21 protein-coding genes are annotated in these 25,436 nt (G+C 69.9%); 11 read left to right on the top strand and 10 right to left on the bottom strand.

All coding sequences use genetic code 11. The features are described 5' to 3' along the window. Positions 1-48: 48 nt before the first annotated feature. The 3 genes from ACMW4R_RS05385 to ACMW4R_RS05375 form a co-directional block, all read right to left on the bottom strand. Positions 49-1,635 carry an AMP-binding protein gene (locus tag ACMW4R_RS05385; protein ID WP_058595766.1) on the bottom strand — a complete coding sequence of 529 codons (1,587 nt, stop codon included), beginning with the start codon at positions 1,633-1,635 and terminating at the stop codon, positions 49-51. A gap of 86 nt (positions 1,636-1,721) precedes the next feature. Next, the gene (chrA, locus tag ACMW4R_RS05380) at positions 1,722-2,921 is read right to left on the bottom strand and encodes a chromate efflux transporter (protein ID WP_418299364.1); all 1,200 of its coding nucleotides are present in this window, start codon (positions 2,919-2,921) and stop codon (positions 1,722-1,724) included. Between the two features lie 55 nt (positions 2,922-2,976). Further along, positions 2,977-3,933 carry a Gfo/Idh/MocA family protein gene (locus ACMW4R_RS05375; RefSeq protein WP_418299363.1) on the bottom strand — a complete coding sequence of 319 codons (957 nt, stop codon included), beginning with the start codon at positions 3,931-3,933 and terminating at the stop codon, positions 2,977-2,979. A gap of 115 nt (positions 3,934-4,048) precedes the next feature. On the opposite strand from ACMW4R_RS05375, the gene ACMW4R_RS05370 reads away from it, so the two are divergent. The 4 genes from ACMW4R_RS05370 (at position 4,049) to ACMW4R_RS05355 (ending at position 8,043) form a co-directional block, all read left to right on the top strand. Beyond that, the gene (locus ACMW4R_RS05370; protein ID WP_418299362.1) at positions 4,049-5,197 is read left to right on the top strand and encodes a polysaccharide deacetylase family protein; all 1,149 of its coding nucleotides are present in this window, start codon (positions 4,049-4,051) and stop codon (positions 5,195-5,197) included. A 145-nt stretch (positions 5,198-5,342) separates the two neighbouring features. Beyond that, positions 5,343-6,473 carry a glycosyltransferase family 2 protein gene (locus ACMW4R_RS05365; protein WP_363337844.1) on the top strand — a complete coding sequence of 377 codons (1,131 nt, stop codon included), beginning with the start codon at positions 5,343-5,345 and terminating at the stop codon, positions 6,471-6,473. Between the two features lie 45 nt (positions 6,474-6,518). Then, positions 6,519-6,776 carry a glutaredoxin family protein gene (locus ACMW4R_RS05360; protein WP_058595771.1) on the top strand — a complete coding sequence of 86 codons (258 nt, stop codon included), beginning with the start codon at positions 6,519-6,521 and terminating at the stop codon, positions 6,774-6,776. Between the two features lie 19 nt (positions 6,777-6,795). Beyond that, complete coding sequence (locus ACMW4R_RS05355; protein ID WP_418299361.1) at positions 6,796-8,043, top strand: kynureninase; 1,248 nt, start codon at positions 6,796-6,798, stop codon at positions 8,041-8,043. Positions 8,044-8,123: 80 nt separating this feature from the next. Here the strand turns inward: ACMW4R_RS05355 and ACMW4R_RS05350 are convergent, their stop codons facing one another. Then, entirely contained in the window at positions 8,124-9,272 is a 1,149-nt protein-coding gene (locus ACMW4R_RS05350) for an ROK family transcriptional regulator (RefSeq protein WP_418299360.1), read from the bottom strand. Positions 9,273-9,382: 110 nt separating this feature from the next. On the opposite strand from ACMW4R_RS05350, the gene ACMW4R_RS05345 reads away from it, so the two are divergent. Further along, entirely contained in the window at positions 9,383-11,848 is a 2,466-nt protein-coding gene (locus ACMW4R_RS05345; RefSeq protein ID WP_418299359.1) for a glycoside hydrolase family 2 protein, read from the top strand. 15 nt (positions 11,849-11,863) lie between these two features. Further along, complete coding sequence (locus ACMW4R_RS05340) at positions 11,864-12,730, top strand: LacI family DNA-binding transcriptional regulator (RefSeq protein WP_418299358.1); 867 nt, start codon at positions 11,864-11,866, stop codon at positions 12,728-12,730. Between the two features lie 78 nt (positions 12,731-12,808). Here ACMW4R_RS05340 and ACMW4R_RS05335 read toward each other — a convergent pair whose 3' ends face one another. The 3 genes from ACMW4R_RS05335 to ACMW4R_RS05325 are packed head-to-tail and all read right to left on the bottom strand — an operon-like array spanning position 12,809 to position 15,890. Next, positions 12,809-14,080 carry an ABC transporter substrate-binding protein gene (locus ACMW4R_RS05335; RefSeq protein WP_418299357.1) on the bottom strand — a complete coding sequence of 424 codons (1,272 nt, stop codon included), beginning with the start codon at positions 14,078-14,080 and terminating at the stop codon, positions 12,809-12,811. Positions 14,081-14,130: 50 nt separating this feature from the next. Further along, positions 14,131-14,952 (bottom strand): carbohydrate ABC transporter permease, encoded by an 822-nt coding sequence (locus ACMW4R_RS05330; RefSeq protein ID WP_058613921.1) that lies wholly within the window; start codon positions 14,950-14,952, stop codon positions 14,131-14,133. Continuing rightward, complete coding sequence (locus ACMW4R_RS05325; RefSeq protein ID WP_058595778.1) at positions 14,949-15,890, bottom strand: carbohydrate ABC transporter permease; 942 nt, start codon at positions 15,888-15,890, stop codon at positions 14,949-14,951. Before ACMW4R_RS05325 ends, ACMW4R_RS05330 begins: the two co-directional genes overlap by 4 nt. 116 nt (positions 15,891-16,006) lie before the next feature. Between ACMW4R_RS05325 and ACMW4R_RS05320 the strand changes: the two genes are divergently transcribed. The 4 genes from ACMW4R_RS05320 to ACMW4R_RS05305 all read left to right on the top strand — a co-directional run bounded on the left by ACMW4R_RS05320 (position 16,007) and on the right by ACMW4R_RS05305 (position 20,120). Beyond that, a complete protein-coding gene (locus tag ACMW4R_RS05320) occupies positions 16,007-16,873 on the top strand; it encodes a nucleoside hydrolase (protein ID WP_418299356.1) in 867 nt (288 codons plus the stop codon). A 64-nt stretch (positions 16,874-16,937) separates the two neighbouring features. Further along, positions 16,938-18,689, top strand: a complete 1,752-nt coding sequence (locus ACMW4R_RS05315; RefSeq protein ID WP_081317263.1) for a cation:proton antiporter — start codon at positions 16,938-16,940, stop codon at positions 18,687-18,689. Positions 18,690-18,781: 92 nt separating this feature from the next. Beyond that, the gene (locus ACMW4R_RS05310) at positions 18,782-19,534 is read left to right on the top strand and encodes an SDR family NAD(P)-dependent oxidoreductase (protein WP_058595780.1); all 753 of its coding nucleotides are present in this window, start codon (positions 18,782-18,784) and stop codon (positions 19,532-19,534) included. A gap of 109 nt (positions 19,535-19,643) precedes the next feature. Continuing rightward, positions 19,644-20,120, top strand: coding sequence for a hypothetical protein (locus ACMW4R_RS05305; RefSeq protein WP_058595781.1), 477 nt, complete (start codon positions 19,644-19,646; stop codon positions 20,118-20,120). A 42-nt stretch (positions 20,121-20,162) separates the two neighbouring features. Here ACMW4R_RS05305 and ACMW4R_RS05300 read toward each other — a convergent pair whose 3' ends face one another. From ACMW4R_RS05300 to ACMW4R_RS05290, 3 genes are all read right to left on the bottom strand, one after another. Then, positions 20,163-20,570, bottom strand: a complete 408-nt coding sequence (locus ACMW4R_RS05300) for a nuclear transport factor 2 family protein (protein ID WP_418299355.1) — start codon at positions 20,568-20,570, stop codon at positions 20,163-20,165. A gap of 52 nt (positions 20,571-20,622) precedes the next feature. After that, on the bottom strand, positions 20,623-22,962 hold the full coding sequence (locus ACMW4R_RS05295) for an ATP-binding cassette domain-containing protein (protein WP_418299354.1): 2,340 nt from the start codon (positions 22,960-22,962) through the stop codon (positions 20,623-20,625). Positions 22,963-23,520: 558 nt separating this feature from the next. Next, entirely contained in the window at positions 23,521-25,068 is a 1,548-nt protein-coding gene (locus tag ACMW4R_RS05290; protein WP_058595784.1) for a DEAD/DEAH box helicase, read from the bottom strand. 242 nt (positions 25,069-25,310) lie between these two features. Between ACMW4R_RS05290 and ACMW4R_RS05285 the strand changes: the two genes are divergently transcribed. Next, positions 25,311-25,436 (top strand): hypothetical protein, encoded by a 126-nt coding sequence (locus tag ACMW4R_RS05285; RefSeq protein WP_275044487.1) that lies wholly within the window; start codon positions 25,311-25,313, stop codon positions 25,434-25,436.

The following is a 25,436-nucleotide window of genomic DNA, read 5'->3' as shown; positions in this document are numbered from 1 at the left end:
GGGCGAGGTCGTCGCGGAGACGTCTCGCCCTTCGGTGTTCTCGGGCCGTTAGGCGCGCTCGCGCGCCCGGAGATCCTTCCGCAGGATCTTGCCCGATGCCGACTTCGGGATCGCCTCGATGAACTCGACGCGGCGCACCTTCTTGTGCGGGGCGACCTCGGCGGCCACGAACGCCATCACCTCGTCGGCCGTCAGCCCCGAGTCCGGCGCGGCGACGACGAACGCCTTGGGGATCTCCTGCTTGTCGTCGTCGTCCACGCCGATGACGGCGGCATCCATGATCCTCGGATGCGACAGCAGCAGAGCCTCGAGCTCGGCCGGGGCGATCTGATAGCCCTTGTACTTGATCAGCTCCTTCAGCCGATCGACGATCGAGAAGTACCCGCTGACGTGGTGCACGCCGATGTCGCCGGTGTGGAGGAAACCGTCGGCATCCAGGGTCTCCGCCGTCGCGTCGGGGCGGTTCAGGTAGCCGAGCATGACGTTCGGGCCGCGGACCCAGATCTCGCCCGGCGCGGTGAGACCGTCGTCGCCGTGCGCCTCGATCTCGGCACCCGTTTCGGGGTCGATCAGCTTCGCGTCGGTGTTCGGGATGAGCACCCCCACCGAGCTCGCGGGCATGTCGACGCGGTCCTCGGGGACGGCGTGCGACACCGGGCTGAGCTCGCTCATGCCGTATCCCTGCAGGATGCGGGCGCTCATGCGGCGGGCGGCGGCCTCGGCCGTCTCGCCGTCGAGAGGGGCAGCCCCCGAGAAGACGGTGCGGACGGACGAGGTGTCGAAGTCATCGACCACCGGGTGCTTGGCGAGGGCGACCGCGATCGGCGGGGCGATGAAGAGGAACGTGCAGCGATACTCCTGGATGTTCCGGAGGAACTCGACGAGGTCGAACCGCGGCATCGTCACGAGGCTCGCCCGCTGACGCAGCGCAAGATTGAGCAGCACCGTCATGCCGTAGATGTGGAAGAACGGCAGGACCGCGAGCACGCGGTCGTCTCGCTGCAGCTCGATGACGACCCGACACTGGTGGACGTTCGCGACGAGGTTGCGGTGCGTCAGCATGACGCCCTTCGGGTTCCCCGTCGTGCCCGACGAGTACGGCAGCACCGCCACGTGCGTCGAGGGGTCGAAGGCGACGTCGGGCGGGGTGCGCCCCTCCGCGAGCATGCTCCGCAGGTCGGGGTGCCCCTCGGCTCCGTCGAGCACGATCACCCGGTCGTCGGGGATGCCCGCCGCCCGCGCGGCCTCGGCCGCGGGCCCGAGCAGCGGCGACACCGTCACGAGCCAGGTGGCCGCGGCATCCTGGATCTGGTTCTCGATCTCGTGCGCCGTGTAGAGGGAGTTGATCGTCGTGACGATCGCGCCCAGCCGCAGGATGCCGTGGAACACCGTCGCGAACGCCGGAACGTTGGGGCAGAGCAGGGCCACCACGGTCTCGGTGTCGACACCGCGGGCGGCCAGCGCTCCCGCGAAGGCGTCGACCTGGGCGCGGAGCGAGCGGTACGTGGTCTCGGCTCCCGTCGCCGGGTCGATCAGGGCGACCCGATCGAGATCGGCCTCGACGAGCGAACCGAACAGGTCGTCGTAGATGCTCTCGTCGGGGATGTCGACGGGCGGGTACGGGCTCTGGAACACGGGCTTCTCCTTCGAAACCGGGCGGCGTGCGCCCATCCTGGCACCGACGAGACGCGGTGTCACGGATGCCGATACCGAGAATCGCCCTAGGACGTGAGCAGGCGGATGGCCACCCCGCCCGCGGCGCCGATGATCACCACCGCCCACGCGGGCACGCGGAACCGCGTGAGCAACACGAATCCGAGCAGTGCCAGCAGGAACGGCGCGGGCCCGGTCACCGCGGTCGTGAACACCGGCGTGTAGAGAGCCGCGCCCAGGATGCCGACGACCGCGGCGTTCGCCCCGCGCATCGCCGAGCGGACGAGCGGCCTCTCACGCACGGCGTCCCAGAACGGCAGCACTCCCACCAGCACGAGGAAGCCGGGAAGGAAGATGGCCGCCAGCGCGATCGCGGCACCCGCGATCCCGCCCGGGCCGACGGTGCTCACCGCACCGAGGAACGCGGCGAAGGTGAAGAGGGGGCCGGGCACGGCCTGCGCAGCCCCGTAACCGGCGAGGAACGTCTCGGGCGAGACCCACCCCGTCTGCACGACCTCCGCCTGCAGCAGCGGGAGCACGACGTGACCGCCGCCGAAGACGAGGGCACCGGAGCGGAAGAAGGCGTCGGCGAGAGCGAGAGCGCCCGAGCCGCTGACGGCGGCGAGCGCGGGGAGGCCGATCAGTCCCACGCCCGCGAGCACGAGGCATCCGATCGCGATCCCCCGGGGCACCCCGAACGGGGGCAGCGGTGCGGATGCGGCCTCGGTCACACCCCGCAGCAGCACCAGACCGGCGGCCACGCCGACGGCGAGTGCCCCCAACTGACCGACCGCTCCCGGGGCGAGCAGGGCGAGCGCCGCCGCCGCGACGGCGATACCCGCGCGGGTCGCATCGGGGGTGAGGGTTCGCGCCATCCCCCACACGGCCTGCGCGACGATCGCGACGGCGATGATCGTGAGCCCCTCGAGCACTCCGGCGCCGACGGTGCCGCCGAAGAGCGCGGCCCCGCCGGCGAACGCGACGAGGAGCACCGCTGAGGGGAGCGTGAACGCGAGGAAAGCCGCGATCGCGCCGAGGAACCCCGCGCGCTGCAGCCCCATCGCGAAGCCGACCTGACTCGACGCCGGCCCCGGGAGGAACTGGCACAGCGCGACGAGATCGGCGTAGGCGCGATCGTCCATCCATCTGCGGCGGACGACGAGATCGTCACGGAAGTACCCGAGATGCGCGACCGGGCCGCCGAACGAGGTCAGGCCCAGGCGGAGGAACGCCCGGAAAACCTCCCACGGGCTCCCGGTTCTGTTCATCGGTCCGTCCTATCGACCCCGGGAGAACAGCAGGTGAACCGTCAGCAGGTGACTATCAGCGGAGCGGCTCGGCGAGCAGCGCGTCGACGAGCCGCAGCGTGGCGGTCGTTTGCTCCTGGTCCGCGCGGATGTCGGCGCCGCCGATCGCGTCGCGGAAGCGTTCGACCTCGCCGACCATGACGTTCTCGTGAGCCTCGACGCGGACGACCTCGACGTCTCCCCCGCGCGGCGTCACCTCGAGGACCCGCGGGGCGTCGATCGCGTCGATCCGCAGCGAGGCGTCCTCGCCCTGGATCTCGCTCGGCAGGGCGGTGTCGGTGATCTTCGACCAGGCGATATCGGCGACGAATCCGTCGTAGGCGGCCAGGGCGCTCCCGAGCCCATCGGTCCCCGAGGCGATGCCGATCCGGACGCCCTGTACCGCCCGCGGAACGCCGAAGAGCTGGACGAGCGCGTGCAGGGGGTACACACCGAGGTCGCGCAGCGCGCTGCCACCGAGGGCCGGGTCGAAGATGTTCGTCTGCTCGCCCGCGAGCACATGGTCGTAGCGCGCGGAGCGCTTCTCGTAACGCAGCGAGACCCGGCGCACCGTCCCGAGCCGCGGCAGCAGATCCGCGACCGCGGCAAGACCCGGGTCGTAGGCGCTCCGCATCGCCTCCAACAGCACCACACCGCGAGCGGCGGCACGCCCGACCAGTTCTTCCCACTGCGGCGCGGTGAGCGTCGCCGGCTTCTCGACGAGCACCGGGATGCCGGCATCCAGAACCGTCTGCGCTTGAGCGACGTGCGCGGAGTTCGGGCTCGCGAGGTACACCGCGTCGACGTCGCCGGCGTCGAGGAGACCCTCGAGCCCGAGCGCGATCCCGGGGGCACCGATCTTCTCGGCGAAGGCGCGTGCGCGCTCCTCGTCGCGCGAGGCGACGCGACGTACCTCGACCCCGTCGACGACGCCGACGGCCTCGGCGAAGCGTTCGGAGATGCTGCTGGTACCGACGATGCCGATGCGGATCATTCCTCCATCATCGCCGTTCACCCCCGACCGATTCGGCAGGACCGTCCGGGGTGTGCGCAAAACGTCCCGCTAGGATCGCGTTGATCGCCGCCGATCGCACCCGACCCGAGGGATCATGACCACGACACGCGCCCAGCATCGTCGCCGCACCACGCGTCGTACGCGCCTTCGCCGAACCCTCGTCGCCACGACGGCGATCGTGCTGATCGCGGGCGGAGTGACCGCCTTCGCCCTGACCCGCGGAGCATCGACCCCCACCGCGGACGGCACGACCGCGCCCGCGGTCGAAGACACCCCGACGCCGACCCCCACGCCGAAGACGGCCTCGGAGCAGCTCCTCGCGACGACCACCGACCCGAAAGCGTGCGCGGTGTCGTTCGCGGGCGACGGGATCGCGCTCGCCCCGCAGCTCCAGACGCAGGACACGCTGTACACGGGCCTGCCCCTCCCCCAGGCCGACGGTCGCGTGTTCGCCGGCTGGTACGACTCCGCCGCGGATGCGGCCGCCATGACGCTTTCCGCCCGGGTCAACGGTTCCGACCTCGTCACGTGCACGGCGCAGGAGAAGACGCTGCACGCCGGCTGGACGACCCCTGACGCGAACGCGGCGGAGGATGCCAGCATCCCGATCCTGATGTACCACCAGTTCACGACGAAGCCCGAGGGCGAAGACAACTGGCTGCACCTCAACTACGCCTACATCGGTGACTTCGATGCGCAGATGGCCTACATCCAGGAGGGCGGTTTCTACCTGCCCACCTGGGACGAGCTCAGCGCCTTCATCGACGGCAAGGTGTTCCTGCCGAAGCACTCCGTGATCATCACCGACGACGACGCCGACAGCACATGGCTCGAACTCGCCGCCCCCGTCGTCGACAAGCGCAACCTGCTCACGACCTCGTTCGTCATCACCTCGGCCCGCACCGAACCCACGCCGAACCGCTTCGTGCTCCAGCGTTCGCACACGCACGACATGCACCGCGCGGGCGAGAACGGCAAGGGGCGGATGGTGAACGACGACGCCGACACGATCGCCGCCGACCTCGAGCAGTCCGCGACGATCCTCGGCGCGAAAGAGGTCGTCGCCTACCCGTTCGGGCACTACAACGACACGACCAAAGAGGGAGTGCGCAAAGCCGGCTTCGAGCTGGGGCGCACCATCGAGCACGGCTACGTGCGCATCGGCACCGACAAGCTCGCTCTTCCGGTCATCCGGATGAACTACGGGATGACCGTCGACGACCTGAAGGATGCCATCGGCTGATCGGGCGAGGGGCACACTCTACCGGGGACGAACAGGGGTGAACACCTGCTACCTCCCAGGTAACTGATCCACAATACCAAGTTGAGCACGCGTCGGCCGGTCTACGCTGTGTACTTCTGGCTTCCCTTCCGAAACGCGAGAGCCCATGATCCTTTCCGTCATCGTTCCGACCTTCAACGAAGGTCCGAACGTCGCCGAACTCGTTCGACGTACGGCGGCAGCGCTCCCGGGTCGTGACATCGAGATCATCTTCGTCGACGACTCCACCGACGACACCCCCGAGATCATCCGCGGTGTCGCACAGAACGCTCCGGTCCCGGTCCGCCTGATCCACCGCGACGCACCGCAGGGCGGGCTCGGCGGGGCGGTCGTCGAAGGCATCAAGGCCGCGGCATCCGATTTCTGCGTCGTCATGGACGGCGACCTGCAGCACCCGCCGGAGGTCATCGCCGATCTGCTCGCGCGCGCCGAGATGGGCGACGCCGAGGTGGTCGTCGCCTCGCGCTACGTCGACGGTGGTACCTCCGACGGCCTCGCGAACGCCGTGCGCACGATGGTCTCGCGTGCGTCGACGATGCTCACCAAGGCGATGTTCCCGAAGAAGCTGCACAACTGCTCCGACCCGATGACGGGCTTCTTCCTCATCGACCGTCGCTCGCTCGACATCGAGGAGCTGCGCCCGCGCGGCTTCAAGATCCTGCTCGAGATCCTCGCGCGCAAGCAGATGCGCGTCGCCGAGGTGCCGTTCGACTTCGCTCCCCGCTTCGCGGGCGAGAGCAAGGCCTCGTTCAGCCAGGGCATGCGCTTCCTGACGCAGCTCACCATGCTCCGATTCGGTCGCATGTCGGCCTTCGCCGTCGTCGGCGGCCTGGGCGCCGTGGCGAACCTGGCGATCATGTGGGGACTGCAGACCTTCGGCGTGCAATACCTCGTCGCCGCGGTCATCGCGAGCGTGCTGACCATCATCGCCAACTTCATCGCGCTCGAGTACCTCGTCTTCGCCGACATGCGCGAGGAGTCGGGGCTCATGCGGCACCGCTTCATCAAGTCGTTCACGTTCAACGGCATCGAGGCGATCGTGCGCATCCCGGTCATCTGGCTACTCGTCAACGAGGCGCACATCCAGAGCGTGCTCGCGGCGGCACTCACGCTCATCGCGGCGTTCATCATCCGCTTCGTGTTCCACGCCCTCGTCGTGTACGCACCGAAGAAGGCTCAGGCGGCGCCTGCCGTGGCCGCGGTGCGCGAACCCCTCGAGGACGAACTCGCGGCCTGACCCGCCGGCCGCCTGCGGACCTACTCTCCGGCGTACCCTGGAGACATGTCCTCTGACGCTCCCATCCGCATGTTCGGTGCCGACTGGTGCCGCGATTGCATCCGCACGAAGAAGCAGCTCGACGACCTCGGCATTGCGTACGAGTACGTCGACCTGGTCGCCGACCCCGCCGCCGCCGACGTGGCGAAGGAGATCTCGGGCCGCACCAGCATCCCCGTCGTGGTGTACCCCGACTCGAGCCACCACGTCGAGCCCAGCAACGCCGACGTCGAGGCGAAGCTGCGCGAACTGTCGCTGATCTGACCCCCTGTCGCCTGACCCCGTGTCGACCGACCTGACGGCCGCCTTCGCAGCGGAGGCAACGGCTCTCGACGCCGCCGATCCGCTCGCACACCATCGCGACGCGTTCGTCGGCGCCGATACATCGCTGGTCTACTTCGACGGCAATTCCCTCGGTCGCCCTCCGCGGGCGACCGGGGAACGCCTCGCCCGATTCGTCGAAGACGAGTGGGGCGGCCGCCTGATCCGCGGCTGGGACGAGTCCTGGATGCAGTTGCCGTTCGAGATCGGCGACCGCATCGGCGCCGTCGCGCTGGGCGCCGCGGCGGGGCAGACCGTCATCGGCGACTCGACGACGGTGCTCCTCTACAAGCTCCTGCGCGCCGCCCTCGACGAGCGCATGGCCGCGGATCCGGATCGCGTCGAGATCGTCGTCGGGCGCGACGACTTCCCGACCGATCGGTACCTGGTCGAGGGCATCGCCGCCGAACGCGGGGCGCGCGTCGTGTGGGTCGAGGTCGACACGTCGCGCGGCGTCGAGCCGGCACTCCTCCGCGCGGTCGTGGGTCCTCACACGGCGGTGGTGCTCCTCAGCCACGTCTCGTACCGCTCCGGGTTCCTCGCCGACGGGGCCGAGTTGACGCGCATCGCCCAGGACGCCGGAGCCCTCGTGCTCTGGGACCTGTGCCACTCCGCGGGTTCGGTGCCGGTCGAACTCGACACGTGGGGCGCCGATCTCGCGGTCGGGTGCACCTACAAGTACCTCAACGGCGGACCCGGGTCCCCCGCCTTCGCCTACGTCGCCGCGCGCCACCACGACACCCTCACCCAGCCCGTGCAGGGGTGGATGGGCGCGGCCGACGTCTTCTCGATGGGCCCCGACTACCGGCCCGCGACGGGGATGCGCCGCTTCCTCTCGGGGACGCCGCCGATCCTCGGCATGATCGCGATGCAGGACACGCTCGACCTCCTCGAATCGGCCGGGATCGCCGCCGTGCGTGAGAAGTCCGTCGCGCTCACCGAGTTCGCCCTGCGCGTGAGCGATGGCATCCTGTCTCCCCTCGACGTGCGTGTCGCCTCACCTCGGGACGCGGCGGAGCGCGGGGGGCACGTGACGCTCTCGCACCCGGCGATGCGCGCGGTGACCGCCCGTCTGTGGACGCAGGACGTCCTGCCCGACTACCGCGACCCGGGGGGACTTCGCATCGGCCTGTCGCCGCTGTCGACGAGCTTCGCCGAGGTGCTCACGGGCCTCGAGGCGGTCGCCGAGGCGTTACGCGCCGAGGCCTGAGCCCGGCGCTTCCCGGCTCGGCGCGTCGCGTGTCGCCGCACCGTTGGACGTCGAGTGCCGCGGGTGGCGCGGCGGGAGCGTCAGCGCGCGTCGACGTGGTCGCGCAGAACGGAACCGGCGGCCGCGACCGCGCCCGCATCGCGCTGGTTCGCCGAGACCGCGACGACCAGGTTCGTGCGGCCGAGGGCGCGCGCGTGGTCACGCACGCCGTCGAGGTAGCGGTCGAGAATCCGGCCGTAGCCGCGCCCCGAGAGCACGAGCCGGTCGAGGTCGAGCACGTCGGCGAACGCGACCACTCCCCGGCTGAAAGCGGCCACCGCATCGTCGATCGCCCGAGCGGCGCGGGGGTCGGTGCCCGCCCGCGCGGCGATGCGATCGGCAGTCAGTCTGGTGCCGGCTTCGTCGTGGTACCTCTTCACGATCGCGTCGGTCGTGCCCACGACGGCGAGGCAGCCCCGTTGCCCACAGCGGCACAGGGGGCCGGCCGGATCGATGGGAAGATGCCGGATGTCACCCGCTCGACCGCGCGATCCGCGGACGAGACGCCCGTCGACGACGATCCCCGCACCGAGCTCCCCATCGAGGTGGATCACCGCCAGGGCGCGCGAGTCGGCCGCCGCACCCGTCCACACTTCACCGGCGGCGGAGAGGAGTGCGGCGCTCTCGAGCCGGACGTCCAGGCCCGTCGCCGCCTCCAGCGCGGAGCGGAGGGGGAACCCCTCCAACGTGGCGAGGCCGGGCGTATCGACGATCGCTCCCGCGTCGTCGTGCGGCCCGGGCACGGCGACGCACAGACCCTCGACGAGTCCGTCGCCCAGCGATGTCGCCGTGAGCAACTCGGTCACGGCCGAGGTCACGGAGGCGACGATGTCGTTCGGGTCGGCGTCCGCCGCGCCGGCCACGCCGATGCGGCCGACGACGGCACCCCAGAGGTTGGCCACGACGACCTGCACCGATTCAGGGCCGAGCTGCACCCCGAGGCCGTAGCGCGTCGTCGGGTTGACGTCGAGCAGCTCGCGTCGCTTCCCCCCGGTGGACTCGCTGTGACCCACCGACATGACGAGCCTCTGGTCGATCAGGTGGCGCACGGCGTTCGTCATCGTCGCGGGGGTCAGGCCCGTCGCGGCGGCGAGCTCGATGCGGCTGATCGGCCCGCGCGTACGGATGACGTCGAGCACCAGCGATGGCGTGGAGACGCCGGTCGTCTCTCCCGGCATACTTTCTCTCACCCGCTTAATTTAGTAGGTTGAATAACACCCGTGACCGTTCTGATACTACCGCCCACCCGGATCCGCGTGGGCGTGACGGCGGGCCTCTCCCGGAAGGAACACCGACGCTGATGTACCACCCCCTCGACGAAGGCTGGACCCTGACCCTCCTGCGCGGAGACCGCCCGGACGCCTACGCGGCCCTCGACGACGGCATCCCGGCGACCGTTCCCGGGGTCGTGCACACCGACCTCCTCGCCGCCGGCCTGATGGCCGATCCCTTCCCGGGTGCGCAGGAGGCCGAGCTCGCGTGGATCGGAGAATCGGACTGGCGTTACCGATCGACGTTCTCGTGGCACCCCACCCTCGATGACGCGCGCGTCGACCTCGTCGCCGAGGGACTCGACACCGTCGCGACCGTCCGCATCAACGACGTGGTCGTGCTCGAGACGGTGAATCAGCACCGCAGCTACCGCACCGACCTCGCCGCGGTGCTGCGCGAGGGGGAGAACAGCGTCGAGATCGACTTCCGCTCCCCCGTCCGGTACGCCCGTGAGCGCGAGGAGGTGCTCGGGGAACGCCCCCACTCGTACGCGCACCCGTTCAACACCATCCGCAAGAGCGCCTGCAACTTCGGCTGGGACTGGGGTCCCGACTTCGCCACCGCCGGCATCTGGCGGCCCCTCGGCCTGCAGGAGTGGGCGCACGTGCGCATCGCGGCGGTGCGCCCGGTGGTCGACATCGTCGACGGCATCCCGCACCTCACCGCGCATGTCGACCTCGAGTGGCAGGGCGACGACGAGGAGCCGGTCACGGTCGAGATCGAGGTCGCGGGAGCCTCCGCGCGAGTCGAGGCACGGCCGGGTCAGCCCGTCGTGATCGACCTCGATGTCCCGGATGCCGAGCCCTGGTGGCCGCGCGGCTACGGCGAGGCGAGGCTCTACGACCTCGCCGTGCGGGTGGGCGACGGTGTCGACGAGGCGACCCGCTGGTCGCGGGCGATCGGATTCCGCCGTGTCGAAGTCGACATCGCGCCCGACGAGCAGGGCAGCCCCTTCTCGGTGCGCATCAACGGCCGGGACGTCTATGTGCACGGGGCCAACTGGATTCCCGACGACGTCTTCGTCACCCGCATCACGCCCGAGAGCCTCGCGGCCTCGATCACGGATGCCACGGACGCGGGCCTCAACCTGCTGCGCGTGTGGGGCGGCGGCCTCTACGAGAGCGACGACTTCTACGACATCTGCGACCGCGAGGGCGTCCTCGTCTGGCAGGACTTCCTGCTCGCGTGCGCCGCGTACTCCGAGGATGCCGAGCTGTGGGACGAGTTCGAGGCGGAGGCGCGCGAGGCCGTCACGCGTCTGACGAGCCACCCGAGCCTCGTCATCTGGAACGGCGGCAACGAGAACATCTGGGGCTACGTCGATTGGAAATGGCGCTCTCGCTTGAACGGGCGCACGTGGGGTGAGGGCTACTATCGCGACCTCTTCCCCCGCATCGTCGCCGAGCTCGCACCGACGACCTTCTACTCGGACGGGAGCCCGTTCTCGTTCAGCTCGTACGTCCACCCCAACGACGACGCCCACGGAACGATGCACATCTGGGACGTCTGGAACACGCGCGACTACGACGGCTACCGCGCCTACCACCCCCGGTTCGTCTCGGAGTTCGGCTTCCAGGGCCCACCCGCGTTCTCAACGCTCGAGAGCGTCGTTCGCGACGAGCCCCGCAGCCCCTTCGGCCGCGAGATGCTCGCGCACCAGAAGGCGAACGAGGGCAATGACAAGCTCGAGCGGGGTCTGGGCGCGCACCTGCCGGCGCCCGGCGACTACGCCGACTGGCACTGGACGATGCAGCTGAACCAGGCCCGGGCGGTCTCCTTCGGCATCGAGTGGTTCCGCTCGCTGTCCCCCCTGAACCGCGGGTGGATCGTGTGGCAGCTCAACGACTGCTGGCCGGTCGTGTCGTGGGCCGCGGTCGACAGCCACCGTCACCGCAAGCCCCTCTGGTACGAGCTGCGACGCGTCTCTGCCCCGCGACTCCTGACGATCCAGCCCGTGCTCGACGGCGACGGCCTGCGCGTGACCCTCCACAACGACAGCGACGAGGCGATCACCGGCCGTGTCGAGCTGCGCCGCGAGGGCCTCGATGGCACCGTCCTGGCATCCCTCACTCTCGATCTCGAGGTGGCGGCGCGCTCGGCCTGGACGGCCCCGATCGACGCGTCGCTGGCCGTGGCCGGCGACCCGTCGCGCGAAGTCCTCGTCGCCGAGTCGTCCTCGGGAGAGCGCGGTCTGCACTACTTCGCGGAGGACACCGCCCTCGCCCTCGTCGACGCGACGGAGGTGCACGCGCGCGCCGTGGCGGACGGCTACGAGGTCACACTGACCGCGCAGACGCTGGTGAAGGATGCCACGCTCCTCGTGGACCTCGTCGATCCCGCCGCGCGCGTGGATTCGGGCATGGTGACCCTGACCGCCGGGGAACGACATGTCTTCCGGGTGAGCGGTCCCGCGGGGATCGACCCCGCGGCCTTCGCGCGCGCCGGCGTCCTGCGCAGTGCGAACGACCTGGTCGCCCGCGCGCTCGTGAGATAGGCGATACTGGCGACGATGATGGTCGAGCCCGCACCCCCCTCCGCTCTGCGGCGCTCCGTCGGCCTGGTGCTCCGGCGCCCCGTGCGTCAGCTCGGCGTCGAGGCCTTCTACAGCGACTTCATGAGCGGGCTCGAGGAGGTGCTCACCGAGCACCGTCGCCCCTTCGTCCTGCAGGTGGTGCCCGACCTCGACGAGGAGCTCGACGCGTATCAGCGCTGGGCGCAGTCGGGTCGGGTCGCGGGGGTCGTGCTGGTCGACATCCTCGAGCAGCACGACCCCCGGCTCGAGCTCGCCGACCGTCTCGGATTCGCGAGCGTCGCCCTCGCTCACCCCAACGACGCTCCCGACCACGCGGTCGTGTGGGTCGACGAAGAGGCGCCGATGCAGACCGCGGTCGACTATCTGCGAGAGCTCGGGCACACGCGAATCGGGCGCGTCTCGGGCCCGGACACTCTCGCGCACACGCGGCGGCGCACGGACGCGTTCGAGTCCGCCGCGGCTCGACTGGGGCTCGACGCGCGTATCGAGGTGGCCGACTTCAGCGGTGCCGGGGGTGTCGCGGCGGTGGACCGCTTGCTCGCGGCACCCGCCGCACCGACCGCCATCGTCTTCGACAACGACGTGATGGCCGCGGCTGCGGCGTCCGAGCTCGCCGGGCGCGGAGTGGACGTGCCCGGCGACCTGTCACTCCTGGCCTGGGACGACTCGGTGCTGTGCCGATCGACCGTGCCGCCGCTCAGCGCGATGGCCCGCGACGTCGCCGCTCTCGGCGAGCGGGCGGGAACGGCGATTCTGCAGGCACTCGGCCACGACGCCCACCCGGTGATGACCGCCCCTTCGCCCGAGCTGATCGTGCGGGCTTCGACGGCTCCCGCGCGCTGAAGCCGGAACGACGGACGGGCGGCACGGCATCCACTGCCGCACCGCCCGTCCGTCGTCGACGTCTTGATCGTCGTCCGGTCAGGACGCCTTGTAGGCCTCGTCCATGTTCTCCAGCACCGTCGCGCCGGAGATCTCTCCGTTGTAGAAACGCTGCATGTCGACGAGCAGGCCGTCCTGGACGGCCGTCGAGGGCCACACCTGGTCGGGGTAGTACTGCGTGGTGAGGCCCGCAGAACGCGCGGTCTCGACGGCCTCGAGCACCGGGCTGAGCTCGCGCTCGTCGGACGGGAGGGCGGGCATGCTCCCGGACACCTCGGCCCAGAGCTTCTGACCGGCCGGTGATGCCACGTAGGCGAGGAACTTCTGCGCGAGCTCGGGGTTCTTCGCCTTCGCGTTGATCGCGAAGGAGACGCCGACGCCGGTCGGGTAGTACTGCGCTCCGACCTCGTCGGTGGCCGGCAGCGGGGCCATCGAGAACGTCGCACCGTCCGCGGCGTACTGCTCGGCGGCCGAGATCGCTTGGCTGACCTGGACAGCGCCCAGGGCGTCGCCCTGGCCGAGCAGGGTCATCTGGGCGTCGTAGCTGGTGCCGTTGGGACCGGCGTTGAAGCACCCGGCATCCATCATCTGCTTCGTCTTGTCGAGCGCGTCGCTCCACGTGGAATCGGAGAAGGTGGCCGAGCCGTCGGCCTGCTCCTCGGAGAAGCCAGGGTTGGGGCCGTAGACCAGTGTCGCCGTCAGCGCGTAGGGGATGAGCTGCGTCGTCCATGCGTCCTTGTTGCCGAGGGCGTAGGCGACCTTGCCATTGGCCGCGGCTGTCTTGCACAGGTCGAGCACCTGCGTCCACGTCTGCGGAATCGAGGCGCCGACGGCCGCGAGCGCCTGATCGTTGTAGAGCGCACCGATCGCACCCAGGTTCGACGGGAGCGCGTAGAGCTTGTCGTCCAGGCTGCTGACGTACCGGACGTTGTCGGGGACATCGGCGGCCCAGGGCTGGTCATCCAGTTCTGCGACGAGGCCGTCGGTGGCGACCTTCCAGGTCGCCATGGTGCCCCCACCTCCGGCCCAGACCTTGAACACGTCGGGTGCCGTTCCTCCGGACAGGCGCGTGCGCAGCTGCTGGATGTAGGAGGCGTCCGACTCGATGAACTCCGCCTTGACCGAGACGCCGGGGTTGGCGGCTTCGAACCCGTCGATGAGTTTCTGCGTCGTCTCCTCGCTGCCCGATGCGAAGGTGAGGACGTTCGCGTCCTCGGCGCCTCCACCCACGGCGGTCGAGCACCCGCTCAACACGAGAGCGGTGGCGCCCGCGAGGGCGGCGACGGCGAGAGCACTGCGGTGTGTTTTCATGTCATCTCCTTGATGCGCCGGGGATGGAAGCCCCGGATCTGCGCGTCGGCTCAGCCTTTGAGCCCGCCCGCGAAGCCTTTGATGATGTATTTCTGGAGCGCGAAGTAGAGCACCAGCACGGGGATCGTGGTGATGACCAGCCCCGCGAACACCAGGGGCCACTGCGCGACGTACTGCCCGACGAAGTTGTAGATCGCCACGGGAGCGGTGGTGTTGCCGCTGCCGGAGAGGTACAGCAGCGGGTTGAAGAACTCGTTCCAGACCGACACCGAGTTCAAGATCACGACCGTGCCGGTGACCGCTCGCAGCATCGGGAACACCACGCTCACGAAGGCACGCACGGGTCCGCAGCCGTCCAGCAGCGCGGCCTCTTCGTAGTCGCGCGGCATCTCCCGCAGGAACGTCGTGTACAGGAAGATCGAGAACGGCAACTGGCCGCCGATGTTGATGAGGATGAGCGCGGGCAGACCGCCCAGCAGACCGAGGTCGCGCATCGTGGTGTACAGGGGCAGCAGCGCGAGCTGACCGGGCAGGAGCAGGCCCCCGAGGAAGCCGTAGAACGCGAACCGCGACCACCGTCGCCCCACCCGCGCGAGCGGGTAGGCGGCGAACGCCGAGATCACGGTGACGCCGAGCACGCTCGCCACCGACACGATCACGCTGTTGACGAGCGCCGGCCCCAGGGCGCCCTGCGTCCAGGCCTGGGCGAAGTTGTCGAACGTCGGCGGCCACGACGGCGAGAGGGCTCCGGCGCGCGACTCCGCGGGGCGGAACGCGACGTTCAGCAGGGCGGCGATGGGGATGAGGTAGACCAGCGCCACCGCGATCAGGACGGTCTCGCGCACTCCCGTGCGCCAGGTGTAACGATTCACGCGTCCGCCTTCCGAAGGGTGAGGCGGTACTGCACGCCCGCGAGCACCGCGATGAGCAGTGTCATGAGAACGGCGAGCGCGATCGATCCCGGGTAGTCGCCGGTGGTGAAGGCGCTCTTGTAGATGGTCGTGGAGAGGGTCTCGGTCGCGATGCCCGGCCCCCCGCCGGTCATGGCGACGACCTGGTCGAACTGTTTGAGGCCGCCGATGAGCGACAGCATCACGTTGATGACGACCGCACCGTTGAGCAGGGGCAGGATGACGCTGACGAACCGGCGCCACGGCCCCGCGCCGTCGATCGTCGCCGCCTCGAGGACCTCCTCCGGGATCGCCTGCAAACCGGCGAGGAAGATGACCATCGAGTATCCCGAGAACTGCCAGACGATCTCGGCGCTGACGGCCAGCAGAGCGGTCTGCGGGTCACCGAGCCAGTCGCGCTGCAGCGCCGAGAGACCGACCGCTCCGAGGAACTCGTTCAGCGCGCCCGACGGCGCGAGGAGGTAGCTCCAGATGTAGCCGGCCACGAGCGGGGTCAGCACGACCGGCGCGAAGAAGACGACTTTCAGGATGCCGCGGGTCTTGACGAGCGAGTTCAGTCCGAGGGCGAGCGCGAGACCGACGAGGTTCTGCACCACGGTGACGACGAACGCCAGGATGAGGGTGTTGGTCAGGGCGGTGAGACCGCGCCGACCTTCGAGGACGGCGACGAAGTTCTCGAGACCGACGAACGACCAGTCCGGCGAGACGCCGTTCCAGTCGGTGACCGAGAAGAACGCACCGGTGAGACTCGGCCAGACCACGATCAGCGCGTAGACGGCGAGCGCCGGGAGCAGGAACCACCAGGGTGCGCGGACCCCGATGCCACGTCCTCGAGTTCTCGGCGCGGAGGGCGTCGAGGCGGTCTGGCGCGTGGCAGGCGGTGCCGTCGTCACGGTCATCGGGATCGTCCCGTCATTGCGTCCTCCTCGAGCTCCCTTGCTGGGCCGGACCGACGTTAGCAACTGTGCGACACTAATTACAAGCCGTTAATAAAGGACATGAAAAAAGGACTGCCATGACGACGACGCGACGACGCGTGGTGATCAGCACCGACGCTGCGAACGAGGCCGACGATCAGTTCGCGATCGTCCACGCCCTCCTCTCCCCTGTTCTCGACATCGTCGGGATCGCCCCCGCCCATTTCGGCGCCCCGGGATCGATGCAGAAGAGCCGAGCCGAGGTCGACCGCCTGTTGGCCCTGCTGAACGACCCGGATGTGGTCGTCCGCGACGGTGGCGACCGCGCGCTCGACGACGAGACCACGGCCCGGCTGTCGGCGGCATCCGATCTCCTGCTCAGCGCGAGCCTCGAGGGTCCGCTGACCGTCTGCGTCCTCGGGCCGCTCACCGACGTCGCCTCAGCCCTGCTGATCGATCCCGAGTTCGCACGACGCGACGTCACGGTGATCTGGATCGGCGGACCCCCGTACGACGGCATCGAGGCGGTGTACGGACCGGAATACAACCTCAACAACGACATCGCGTCGGCCAATGTCGTCTTCGACTCCGAGATCGACCTCTGGCAGATCCCGATGCCGGTGTACACGCACGTCGGCGTCGGCCAGGCCGAGCTCGACCGTCGGGTGCGGCCGTGCGGCGAGATCGGTGCCTACCTCGCACAGACGGTGCAGGACTACAACGAGAGCAAGCCGGGATACGCGGCCGACTTCCGCTCGCTCGGCGACTCCCCCGCGATCGCCGTGGCCCTTAACCCGTTCGGAGCGGTCTGGCGTCGGCGCCCGCGCCCGCGATTCACGGCCGATGCGCTCATGACCGACGGGCCGGGCACGGGCCCCGACGTCCGGGTCTGCGAACAGGTCGACACGCGATACCTGCTCGAGGACTTCTTCGCGAAACTCTCCGCGCACGCCGGATCGGCGTGACGCTCACGGCCGATCCCGACGCCTCTCGTCGGAGGGTCTCGACACCCGGGGCTAGCCTCGAAAGGTGATCGATCCCCTCATCCTCGTCGTGGCCGGGGTCGTGGTCGTGGCCCTCGTGACGGTGATCGCCCCCAAGTTCAACGTGGCGGGGCCGCTCGTCCTCATGGCCCTGGGCCTCGGCGTGAGCCTGCTTCCGTTCTTCCCGCCGTTCTCGCTCGATCCCGAGGTCATCCTCGTCGGGGTCCTCCCACCGCTGCTGTACTCCGCGGCCGTGCAGCTTCCCGCCATCGAGTTCCGCCGCGACTTCGTCCCCATCGCGGGGCTGTCCGTGCTGCTGGTCGTGCTCAGTTCCGTCGTGCTCGGTCTGTTCTTCTGGGCCGTGATCCCCGGCCTGGGGCTCGCTCTCGGCATCGCGCTCGGGGCGATCCTGAGCCCCACGGATGCCGTGGCGACCTCGATCGCGAAACGGCTGGGCATCGCACCGCGCGTCGTGACGATGCTCGAGGGCGAGAGCCTGCTCAACGACGCCACCGCGCTGGTGCTGCTGCGCACCGCGGTGGCGGCCGTGGCATCCGGTTTCGCGTTCGGTGACGCGATCGCCAACTTCGCGTGGGGGGTGGTGCTGGCCCTCGTCATCGGCGCGGCGATCGGCTGGGTCAACCTGCGGGTGCGGGAACGCGTCACCAATTCGGCGGCGAACACCGCCCTGAGCTTCACGATTCCCTTCATCGCCTACCTGCCCACCGAGCACCTCGGCGGCTCGGGCCTGGTGGCGGCGGTCGTGGCGGGGATCGTGACCGGCCAGGGCGCGACCCGCCGTTTCACGCCGGAGCAGCGGATGAGTGATCGGCTCAACTGGCGCACCATCGAGCTGATCCTCGAGGGTGGCGTCTTCCTCGTCTTCGGCCTCGAGCTGAAAGACATCGTGCAGAGCAACCTGAGCGAGCACGAGGGCCTCTGGCACGGAACCTGGCTCGCCCTGTCAGCACTGGGGATCGCCCTGGTCGTGCGCGCCCTGTACGTGTCGGGGCTCATCTGGATCCAGGGTCGGCGCGGCCGGAACCTCGCGCGCCACCAGGGGCGCATCGACGAGGCGCGGGACCGCCTCGATCGGTTCGAGGAGTCGGTCCGCAACGACTCCGGCAGTCTGAGCCGGCGCGTCGACGATCCCGCCCGGACAGACCGTCGCATCGGGTGGATGCGGCTTCGCATCTCACGCACGATGGCCGACCTCGACTATTACCGCGACAGCCCCCTCGGGTGGCGACACGGCTCCATCATCGTGTGGGCGGGCATGCGCGGTGTCGTCACCCTCGCCGCCGCCCAGACACTGCCGCGCGAGGGGGTCGAAGACCGCCCCCTCCTGATCTTCGTGGCGTTCCTCGTCGCGCTCTTCAGTCTCGTCGTGCAGGGCCTGACCCTGCCGGCCGTCGTCCGCGCCGTAGGCCTCTCCGGCGACGGCGGCGAGGGGCCGACACGGGAAGAACAGCGCGCGCTCGACGCCGAACTGCGCGAGGCGTCGGCCGCAGCCCTGCAGGCGGGCAAGCTCCGACGACGCGACGGCGAAGCCTTCCCCGACGAGATCATCGAACGCGTCGGGGCACGCATCACGGAGCCGCCCGACGAGGATGTCTCGGGCCGTATGCGCGATCTGCTCGAGCTGCGCCTCGCTTCGATCGAAGCCATGCGACGGCGGCTCGCTCGCGTCGGGCGCGACGGCCGATACAGCACCGCGGCCCTGCGGCACGCTCTGGCCGAGCTCGACGCCGACCAGCTCAGCCTCGAGTTGCGATTGGACGACGGCGAGGAGGAGTGACGGAATATTCGCCAGGGCGCGGGGGCTTGTATTCATGCGCATGAAATCCGGGTGAGATCCGCGCGGACAGAATGCGGAAAGGAAATCCGATCATGAGCAGGTTCACCCACAAGGTCGCACTCATCACGGGCGCGGGGAGCGGTATCGGCGCCGAGATCGCGCGCGAGCTGGCAGCGGAGGGCGCGTCGGTGGTCGTCACCGATATCAACAAGGATGCCGCGGACGCTGTCGTCTCACAGATCCGCGACGCAGGAGGCACCGCCGAGGCATTCGCACAGAACACCGCCAAGTGGCAGGACTCCGAAGCCGCCGTGGAGTTCGCCAAGACGACCTACGGCGCGCTGCACCTGGCCGTGAACAATGCCGGTATCGGTGCCGCTGCGCAGAACATCGGAGAGTACGACATCGAAGCCTGGGACCGCGTGCGGTCCGTCGACCTGGACGGCGTCTTCTACGGTCTGCGATTCCAGCTCCCGGCGATCGTCGCGTCCGGTGGCGGAGCCGTGGTCAACATGTCCTCCGTTCTCGGATCGGTCGGCATCGCACAGAACGCGGCCTACGTCGCGAGCAAGCACGCGTTGGTCGGGCTGACGAAAGTCGCCGCTCTGGAGTACACCGCGCAGGGCGTGCGCACCAACGCGGTCGGGCCCGGCTTCATCGACACCCCCCTGGTGCGTTCGAGCCTGAGCGCCGAAGCCCTCAGCCACCTCGAGCAGGAACACGCGGCGGGGCGCCTCGGAACGGACGCCGAGGTCGCGGCGCTGACCCTGTTCCTCCTGAGCGATGCCGCGTCGTTCATCTCGGGCAGCTACCACCTGGTGGACGGCGGGTACTCCGCGCACTGACCGCGGCAGCCTCGATCCGTCCGCCGGGAAGCGCAACGGCGACATCCGGTGCGCCGCGTCGGCGAACGGATCGAGGCCGCGGTGCGGCACAATGGGAGCGGAGGTTTCCATGAGCGATCCGAGCACGACGACGACGTCACCCGCGGATGCCGCCGGGACCAGCCCCGTCCCCCTCGCACACGCGGCGGCCGAGTGCCCGAAGTGCTTCACGGAGCTGCAGAGCGACCGCGATTGGTGGCGTGCCCGTCCGGCTGGATCGCGCCTCGTGGGCTTGGTGGTGTCGCGACCGGGGATGCCGAGCGTCGTCCAGCAGCGCGACGACCTCACACGCTTCGGCGTTCCCATCGAAGGCTTCCGCCACCCGGCTCCCGAGACCCTCGAGGGATGGGCGGCGCGCCTGGACCGGTTCTTCAGCACGCTGACGCGCGGTGACGTGCTCGTCGTGACGAGCGCTCGCTCTCTCGGGGTGACGCGCGACGACGAGACGCGCGCGGTCGCCGAACTCCGTCAACGGGGCGTGATGGTGAAGGTCCTCTCGCACGGGGAGCGTCACCTGCACGATGCGACGCTGAGCACGCACGCCTGACGTCGTGGGCGTGTCTACGCCGTCGGTGTACGCCGTCAGCGTCTACGTCGGCGTGAGGGGAGGCCTTCTCGCATCGAACGCCTCACGCACGGAGGCGGTGTCGTACACGATGTGGAGGGTCTCGATGCGTCCGTCGGGCGCGAGCTCGGCGATGTCGACGACGGTGAACGGCGCCGGCGACCCGTCGGCGAGAACCCAGTCGAAACGGAACCAGAAGCTGATGACGGGCGCACCGTCGACGGCGCTCATGACGCGACGGAGCGTCAGCCGCGAGGACGCCGTGTCGGAGAACAGGTCCGGGTAGAACTCAGCGGCGGGACGCTCGCCGTAGAGCGGTGAGTGCACCCGCCCAGACGGAGTGAAAAGCGCCAACACCGCGTCGAGGTCGGATCGCTCGAGAGCAGCGAGGTATCGCTCGACGAGCGTCGACGGTGTCAGGGGCTGTGTCATGCCGGTGTCTCCTTCGTCGACGCCCGTGGGTGACGGTGGTCGGATCTCGTGATCACCTTCCCACGTAGCGGGCGAGGTGTTCGCCCGTGAGGGTGGAGCGTGCGGCGACGAGATCGGCGGGGGTGCCTTCGAAGACCACCCGTCCGCCGTCGTGGCCGGCCCCGGGTCCGAGATCGATGATCCAGTCGGCATGCGCCATGACCGCCTGGTGGTGCTCGATCACGACGACGGTGTTGCCGGCATCCACGAGTCGATCGAGCAGACCGAGCAGGTTGTCGACGTCGGCGAGGTGCAGGCCCGTCGTCGGCTCATCGAGGACGTAGACCGCCCCGGACTTCGCCATCGAGATGGCGAGCTTGAGTCGCTGCCGCTCGCCTCCGGAGAGCGTGTTCAGCGCCTGGCCGAGCGTGAGGTAACCGAGCCCCACGTCGACGAGTCGACCGAGGACCGCGACCGCGGGCCCGGTGGTGAGGAACTCGGATGCCTCGGACACCGACATCGCCAGTACCTCGGCGATGTTCTTGCCGTGGAGTGTGTACTCGAGCACCTCGTCGGAGAAGCCGCTCCCGCCGCACAGCTCGCAGTCGGTCTCGACGGTCGATTGGAAGCCGAGCTGGGTGACGATCACCCCGAGACCCTTGCAGGCGGCGCAGGCTCCCTCGGAGTTCGCGCTGAACAGGGCGGGCTTCACGCCGTTCGCCTTCGCGAAGGCGGCGCGGACCGCGTCGAGGATGCCCGTGTAGGTGGCCGGGCTGCTGCGACGCGAGCCCTTGATGGGTGTCTGGTCGACGACCACCACGTCGTCGAAAGCGGGGAGAGCGCCGTGGATGAGCGACGACTTGCCGGATCCGGCGACGCCCGTGACGACGGTGAGCACCCCGAGGGGGACGTCGACGTCGACATCGCGGAGGTTGTGCCGGGTCGCCCCGCGGATGGGGAGCGCGCCGGTGGCGGGGCGCACCGCGCTCTTGAGCTCGGCCCGATGATCGAGGAACCGGCCCGTGAGGGTGCCGGATGCGCGGAGGCCGTCGACATCGCCCTCGTACTGCACGGACCCGCCCTCTCGTCCGGCGCGGGGCCCGAGGTCGACGACGTGATCGGCGATGTCGATCACCTCGGGTTTGTGCTCCACGACGAGCACCGTGTTGCCCTTGTCACGCAGCTGCAGGAGGGTCTCGTTCATGCGTTGGATGTCGTGCGGGTGAAGACCCGCCGTGGGCTCGTCGAAGACGTAGGTGATGTCGGTGAGGCTCGAGCCGAGATGGCGGATCATCTTGGTGCGCTGCGCCTCACCGCCCGACAGCGTGCCACTCGCGCGGTCGAGCGAGAGGTATCCGAGCCCGATATGGACGAACGCGTCGAGGGTGTCGCGGAGCCCCTGCACGAGCGGAGCCACCGAGGGGTCGTCGATCGTACGTACCCAGGCGGCGAGGTCGGTGATCTGCATCGCGGCGGCATCCGCGATGTTCACCCCGCCGATGCGCGAGGACCGAGCGCCCTCGTTGAGTCGGGTTCCCCCGCACGCCGGGCAGGCGATGAAGGTGACGGCGCGATCGACGAACGCGCGGATGTGCGGCTGCAGGGCGTCGCGGTCTTTCTGCAGCATGCTCTTGGTGACCTTGGGAACGAGCCCCTCGTAGGTCATGTTGGTGTTCGCGATGCGCACCTTCGTCTGCTCTTTGTAGAGCAGGTCGTGGCGTTCTTCGGCGGTGAACTCGGAGACGGGTTTGTCGCCGTCGAAGAACCCCGACTCGCTGAAGACCCGGACCATCCACCCGTCGGCCGTGTATCCGGGGACGGTGATCGCTCCCTCGTTCAATGATTTCGTCTCGTCGAGGAGCTGCGAGATGTCGATGTCGCTCACCTGACCGAGACCCTCGCAGTCGGGGCACATCCCGCCCGTGATCTCGAACGAGCGCCGCTCCTTCTGCCCCTTTCGCGCCCCGGTCGCGATCGTGACGGCACCGGCGCCCGAGATCGAGGGGACGTTGAAGGAGAAGGCCTGAGAGGAACCGACGTGAGGCTGACCGAGCCGGCTGAACAGCACGCGCAGCATGGCGTGCACGTCGGTGGCCGTGCCGACCGTCGATCGGGCATTGGCGGCCATGCGCTCCTGGTCGACGCGGATCGTGGCGCTGAGGTTCTCGAGCGCATCGACGTCGGGGCGGGAGAGCTGCCCCATGAACTGCTGGACGAAGGTGGGGTACGTCTCGTTGATGAGCCGCTGCGACTCGGCGGCGATCGTGCCGAACACCAGCGACGACTTGCCCGAGCCGCTGACGCCGGTGAAGACCGTGAGCCGGCGCTTGGGAACGTCGAGGTCGACGTTCTGCAGGTTGTTCTCGCGGGCACCGCGCACGCGGATGACGTCGTGGGCGTCGGGCTCGGTCATGGGCGCCTCCTCGGGGTCGTCCCAGTGTGGCGGAGACGTCCGACATTCGCGACGGCGCCGCTCGCGCGGGCGGCTCGGCGTGGCGTCGCGCGGAGTCCCGGGGCCGCGGGGCCACGGGGCCACGGGGCCACGGGGCCACGGGGCCACGGGGCCACGGGGCCACGGGGCGTACCGTCGCGCGGAGACCGGGGCTCGCGGGGCGTACCGTCACGCGGAGTCCCGGGCGAAACGCCGAGACCGCGGCATCGGGAACCGGCGTGTCGCGGCTCAACTCCGCAGGACGGCACACCACACGCACGCCGGCACCCACGGCGACCCGGACGTCCCGTCACGCGGAGTCCCGGGGGCGCGGCGCGTACCGTCACGCGGAGTCCCGGGCGAAACGCCGAGACCGCGGCATCCGGAAACGGCGCGTCGCGGCTCAACTCCGCAGGACGGCACGGCACATGCACGCCGGGTCGGCGCGGCCGGGCCGATCGACGCCGCGCGGTGCCGCGACTCGCGGCGGAGACGACGGTGCCCCCGCGGACGAATCCGCGGGGGCACCGGAGAACAGACTCAGCCCTGGGCGCGACGGTTCGTGCGCGGGTTGCGGGCGCCGACGACCATGCCGGTCGTGGGAGTGCCGGATGCCGAACGACCGGCGCCCTGCGGACGACCGGCGGACGCACCGGTGCGCTGCGCACCCGCGCCGCCCTGACCGCGACCGGCGCCGGACCGCTGGCCGCCACGACCGCCCTGGGGAGCGCGACCCGCGGCCGGAGCGTCGGATGCCGCGGCACCCGCGCCACGACGACGACCGCCGCCGCCCTGACCACCGGAGCGACCGGCGGGCTGCTGACCCTCGCCGCGCGCCGCGCGCTTGCGCTGCGCGTTGGCGCCCTGCGAACGTCCGCCGCCCTGGGGCTGCGCGACGACCGGCTCGGGCTTGACGTACGGGGCGACCTCGCCGACGAGGGCGACGACCTCGGGCGAGGTCGAGGTGACCTGCTGCGGGGTGGCCGAGATCTTGGCCTTGCGGAGGATGTCGAGGGTGTCGCGACGCTGCTCGGGGAGCATGATCGTGACGACGTCGCCGGCCGAGCCCGCGCGGGCGGTGCGACCCGAGCGGTGCAGGTACGCCTTGTGCTCGACGGGCGGGTCGACGTGCACGACCAGCTCGACACCGTCGACGTGCACGCCGCGCGCGGCGACGTCGGTGGCGACGAGGACCTTCGCGCGGCCGTCGCCGAAGGCGGCGAGGTTGCGGTCGCGAGCGGGCTGCGAGAGGTTGCCGTGCAGGTCGACGGCGGGGATGCCCGAGGCGGTGAGCTGCTTCGCGAGCTTCTTCGCCTGGTGCTTCGTGCGCATGAAGAGGATGCGGCGTGCCGTGCCCGAGGCGAGGGTCTGCACGAGGTCCTTCTTGGCATCCGCGTCGACCGGGGCGAAGACGTGGTGGGTCATCGCGGCGACGTGCGAGTGGGCCTCGTCGACCGAGTGCAGCACCTCGTTGCGGAGGAACCGCTTGACCAGCTTGTCCACACCGTTGTCGAGCGTCGCCGAGAAGAGCAGACGCTGGCCATCGGCGGGCGTGCGAGCCAGCAGGCGCGTGACGCCGGGGAGGAAGCCGAGGTCGGCCATGTGGTCGGCCTCGTCGAGCACCGTGATCTCGATGTCGCCGAGGTTCGCGAAGCCCTGGCCGATGAGGTCCTCGAGGCGGCCGGGGCACGCGACCAGGATGTCGACGCCCGCGTTGAGCGCGTCGACCTGGCGCTTCTGGTTCACGCCGCCGTAGACGGTGGTCGTCACGAGTTGGTACGCCGCGGCGAGGGGCTTGATGACCTCGTCGATCTGGTTGGCGAGCTCACGCGTCGGGGCGAGCACGAGCGCGCGGGGCTTGCGGCCACGGCGGCGGTCGGTGTTCGTGGCGAGGCGCGCGACGAGCGGCAGCGAGAAGGCGAGGGTCTTGCCCGAGCCGGTCTTGCCACGGCCGAGCACGTCGCGCCCGGCGAGGGTGTCGGGCAGGGTGTCGGCCTGGATCGGGAAGGGCTCGTTCTTACCCTGGGCGGCGAGAACGTCGATGAGGGGGGCGGGCACGCCGAGGTCGGCGAAAGTCTGGGACGTCATGAATACTCCTGCCGCGGCGCACGCGCACACGGCGATTCGGGATGCCGCGATGCTGCGGCTGCAAGGGGCGAAGGCGCCGGGTGGCGCATCCGTTCGCCGTGAAGGTCAAAGGCCCGAGAGAAAGGGGCCGGTGCGTTCGACGACGCTGGGAGCGAAAGCTCCGTCAACCAGTCTAGCGGGTGAGCGCACATCTCCGTCGCCCGACGGATCCGCGGGACCGGCCCCTTCCCTAGCGTCGAGGCATGGACATCTCATCGATGATCATGGGCGCGTCGATCGCCTCCGTCGCCTGGATCGCCTTCGTGCCCTGGTCGAAGCTGCGCCGCCTCAAAGAGCTCGACGCGGAGAGGGAAGACGGGTCCGCCTGA

Origin of the sequence: Microbacterium sp. S1037, assembly GCF_048381605.1 — a bacterium.
GTDB classification, from domain to species: domain Bacteria; phylum Actinomycetota; class Actinomycetes; order Actinomycetales; family Microbacteriaceae; genus Microbacterium; species Microbacterium testaceum_B.
This window is presented reverse-complemented; position numbering and strand designations above follow the sequence as displayed.

Excerpts from the sequence above, each read along its gene's own strand:
- ACMW4R_RS05340 (WP_418299358.1), top strand. The coding sequence starts at position 11,864 with ATGATGGTCGAGCCCGCACCCCCCTCCGCTCTGCGGCGCTCCGTCGGC.
- ACMW4R_RS05285 (WP_275044487.1), top strand. The coding sequence starts at position 25,311 with ATGGACATCTCATCGATGATCATGGGCGCGTCGATCGCCTCCGTCGCC.
- ACMW4R_RS05345 (WP_418299359.1), top strand. The coding sequence starts at position 9,383 with ATGTACCACCCCCTCGACGAAGGCTGGACCCTGACCCTCCTGCGCGGA.
- ACMW4R_RS05370 (WP_418299362.1), top strand. The coding sequence starts at position 4,049 with ATGACCACGACACGCGCCCAGCATCGTCGCCGCACCACGCGTCGTACG.
- ACMW4R_RS05300 (WP_418299355.1), bottom strand. The coding sequence starts at position 20,570 with ATGACACAGCCCCTGACACCGTCGACGCTCGTCGAGCGATACCTCGCT.
- chrA (WP_418299364.1), bottom strand. The coding sequence starts at position 2,921 with ATGAACAGAACCGGGAGCCCGTGGGAGGTTTTCCGGGCGTTCCTCCGC.
- ACMW4R_RS05320 (WP_418299356.1), top strand. The coding sequence starts at position 16,007 with ATGACGACGACGCGACGACGCGTGGTGATCAGCACCGACGCTGCGAAC.
- ACMW4R_RS05375 (WP_418299363.1), bottom strand. The coding sequence starts at position 3,933 with ATGATCCGCATCGGCATCGTCGGTACCAGCAGCATCTCCGAACGCTTC.
- ACMW4R_RS05305 (WP_058595781.1), top strand. The coding sequence starts at position 19,644 with ATGAGCGATCCGAGCACGACGACGACGTCACCCGCGGATGCCGCCGGG.
- ACMW4R_RS05310 (WP_058595780.1), top strand. The coding sequence starts at position 18,782 with ATGAGCAGGTTCACCCACAAGGTCGCACTCATCACGGGCGCGGGGAGC.
- ACMW4R_RS05365 (WP_363337844.1), top strand. The coding sequence starts at position 5,343 with ATGATCCTTTCCGTCATCGTTCCGACCTTCAACGAAGGTCCGAACGTC.
- ACMW4R_RS05290 (WP_058595784.1), bottom strand. The coding sequence starts at position 25,068 with ATGACGTCCCAGACTTTCGCCGACCTCGGCGTGCCCGCCCCCCTCATC.
- ACMW4R_RS05335 (WP_418299357.1), bottom strand. The coding sequence starts at position 14,080 with ATGAAAACACACCGCAGTGCTCTCGCCGTCGCCGCCCTCGCGGGCGCC.
- ACMW4R_RS05360 (WP_058595771.1), top strand. The coding sequence starts at position 6,519 with ATGTCCTCTGACGCTCCCATCCGCATGTTCGGTGCCGACTGGTGCCGC.
- ACMW4R_RS05325 (WP_058595778.1), bottom strand. The coding sequence starts at position 15,890 with ATGACCGTGACGACGGCACCGCCTGCCACGCGCCAGACCGCCTCGACG.
- ACMW4R_RS05295 (WP_418299354.1), bottom strand. The coding sequence starts at position 22,962 with ATGACCGAGCCCGACGCCCACGACGTCATCCGCGTGCGCGGTGCCCGC.